The organism is Dactylosporangium sp. NPDC050588, assembly GCF_040654975.1.
In the GTDB taxonomy this organism is placed as follows: domain Bacteria; phylum Actinomycetota; class Actinomycetes; order Mycobacteriales; family Micromonosporaceae; genus Dactylosporangium; species Dactylosporangium maewongense.
Map to the genome: position 1 here is coordinate 1 of NZ_JBFAJA010000218.1, position 2,480 is coordinate 2,480.

General features: G+C 71.3%; 3 protein-coding genes. All 3 read left to right on the forward strand.

The window, feature by feature from the left end; genetic code table 11:
• The first annotated feature begins 167 nt into the window (after nucleotides 1-167).
• The 3 genes from AB0I21_RS57365 (at nucleotide 168) to mihF (ending at nucleotide 2,434) form a co-directional block, all read left to right on the forward strand.
• Nucleotides 168-1,154: a quinone-dependent dihydroorotate dehydrogenase gene (locus AB0I21_RS57365; RefSeq protein WP_360574494.1), complete on the forward strand. Its 987-nt coding sequence runs from the start codon at nucleotides 168-170 to the stop codon at nucleotides 1,152-1,154.
• Nucleotides 1,151-1,993, forward strand: coding sequence for an orotidine-5'-phosphate decarboxylase (gene pyrF / locus AB0I21_RS57370; RefSeq protein ID WP_360574496.1), 843 nt, complete (start codon nucleotides 1,151-1,153; stop codon nucleotides 1,991-1,993). The genes AB0I21_RS57365 and pyrF overlap by 4 nt, the downstream gene beginning before the upstream one ends.
• A gap of 120 nt (nucleotides 1,994-2,113) precedes the next feature.
• Entirely contained in the window at nucleotides 2,114-2,434 is a 321-nt protein-coding gene (gene mihF, locus AB0I21_RS57375) for an integration host factor, actinobacterial type (protein ID WP_033356842.1), read from the forward strand.
• Nucleotides 2,435-2,480 lie beyond the last annotated feature (46 nt).

The window sequence follows — 2,480 nt, forward strand, 5'->3', positions numbered from 1 at the left end:
CGGGCCGCTCACGGGCAGTGCAGGTTCGGCTCGCGGCGACGCCGGAGGCGGCGTTGTGAGCGGCCAGCGGAGCGGCTCGGGCCGCTCACGGGCAGGACAGGATCGACCAGCGGCGACGCCGCAGGCGGCGTCGTGAGCGGGCAGCGTCGACTCCCGGAGGCGGCGTCGTGACGTACGAGCGGCTGGTCCGCCCGGTCCTGTTCCGGCTCGGCGGCGGTGACGCCGAGACGGTGCACGAGCGGACCCTGCACTGGCTGTCGCGGGTGCCGTCGACGAAGCGGGCCTACAGCCCGCCCGGTGCGCGCCGGACCGTGTTCGGGATCGACTTCCCGAACGCGGTCGGGCTCGCCGCCGGCATGGACAAGGACGGCCGGGCGCTGCGGGCCTGGCCGCGGCTCGGCTTCGGCTTCGTCGAGGTCGGCACCGTCACCTGGCATCCGCAGCCCGGCAACGACCGCCCCCGCCTGTTCCGGTTCCCTCCGCAGGAGGCGATCGTCAACCGAATGGGCTTCAACAACGGCGGCGCACGGGCCCTCTCGGCCCGGCTGAAGGCCCTCGGGCCCCTGCCCGTGCCGCTGGGGATCAGCCTCGGCAAGTCGAAGGTGACGCCCCTGACCGGTGCCGTCGAGGACTACGTCAGCAGTTTCCGGCAGCTGTACGACCAGGGCGCGTACTTCGCGGTGAACGTCAGCTCGCCGAACACCCCCGGGCTGCGGGAGCTGCAGGACAAGGCGCACCTGACGGCGCTGCTCGGCGCGCTGCACGCGGAGAACCGGGCGGGCAAGCCCGTGCTGGTGAAGGTCGCCCCCGACCTGACCGACGCGGCGCTCGGCGAGCTGCTCGACGTGTGCCTGGCCCAGGGCGTCGCCGGGCTGATCGCCACCAACACGACCGTCGCCCGGCCGGGCGTGACGACGACCGAGACCGGCGGGCTGAGCGGCCGCCCGCTCGCGCCGCGGGCCCTGGAGGTCGTGCGCTTCGTCGCCAAGGAGAGCGGGCTGCCGGTCGTCGGTGTGGGCGGGATCACCTCCGCCGCCGACGTGACCCGCATGCTCGAGGCCGGGGCGTCGCTCGTGCAGCTCTACACCGGATTCATCTACCACGGCCCGCGCCTCGTGAAGCAGGCCGTCCACGCCACCAGGGAGCACACGTGAGCGAACGGTTCGGAGCCCGGCTGAGGGCCGCCATGGACGCGCTGGGGCCGCTGTGCGTCGGGATCGACCCCCACTCCTCCCTCCTGACCGCCTGGGGCCTCTCCGACGATGTCAAGGGCCTGGAAGCGTTCAGTCGGACGGTGGGGGAGGCCCTGGCTGACCGGGTCGCGGTGATCAAGCCCCAGTCCGCCTTTTATGAGCGTTTCGGCTCCAGGGGCATAGCGGTGCTGGAGTCGACTATCCGACAGTTTGACTCGACCCGGACTCTTGTAGTTCTCGACGTCAAGCGGGGTGACATCGGCTCGACGGCCGCCGCGTACGCGGACGCGTACCTCGACCCGGCGTCCCCGCTGCGGGCCGACGCGATCACCGTCAGCCCGTTCCTCGGGGTCGGTTCGCTGCGCCCGATCTTCGACAAGGCGGCCGCGAACGGCCTCGGCGCGTTCGTCCTCGCGCTGACGTCGAATCCCGAGGGCGCGTCGGTCCAGCGCGCCGTCGGGGCCGGCGGAAGGACCGTCGCGCAGACCGTCGTCGACGAGATTGCGCAGCTCAACGCGGGTGTGACGCCTCTCGGCGACGTCGGCGTCGTGATCGGCGCGACGCTCGGTGAGCACGGCCACGACCTGACGAACCTCAATGGACCGATCCTGGCGCCGGGCCTCGGTGCACAGGGCGGCAGGGCCGACGGACTGCGGGCCGCGTTCGGTGATCAAGCCCCTGACGTGCTGCCGTCGTACTCCCGGGAGATCCTCGGCGCGGGCCCGGACGTGGCCACGCTGCGTGCTGCCGCGGAGCGGGCGCGTGACGAATGCGCGGCCGCTCTGGCGGTCACCGCCTGATCATCAAGCCGCCACCGGCCGTCGATCATGCGATACCCACGTTGCCGAAATGGCTCGTGACCGCTAGTTTTCCCGGCGCTAGACCATCAACATTCTTTTCAAGGGACCTGAGGAGACCTGGTGCCGCTCCCGTCACTGAGCCCGGAACAGCGCGCGGCCGCTTTGGAAAAAGCGGCTGAGATTCGTAAGGCTCGCGCTGAGCTGAAGGAGCAACTGAAGCAGGGGAAGACCACCCTCGCTGCCGTGCTCGATCGTGCGGAGTCCGACGACGTCGTCGGCAAGCTTCGGGTTTCGGCCGTGCTGCAGGCAATGCCCGGCATCGGCAAGATCCGCGCGACGCAGATCATGGAGAAGCTGAAGATCGCCGACAGCCGCCGCCTCCGCGGCCTGGGCGACCAGCAGCGCAAGGCACTGCTCGGGGAGTTCGCCGGCGGCAAGTGACTGCCGCCTGGCCGGTCCCCCCGGACCAGTGTTGAGACCTCGGCGC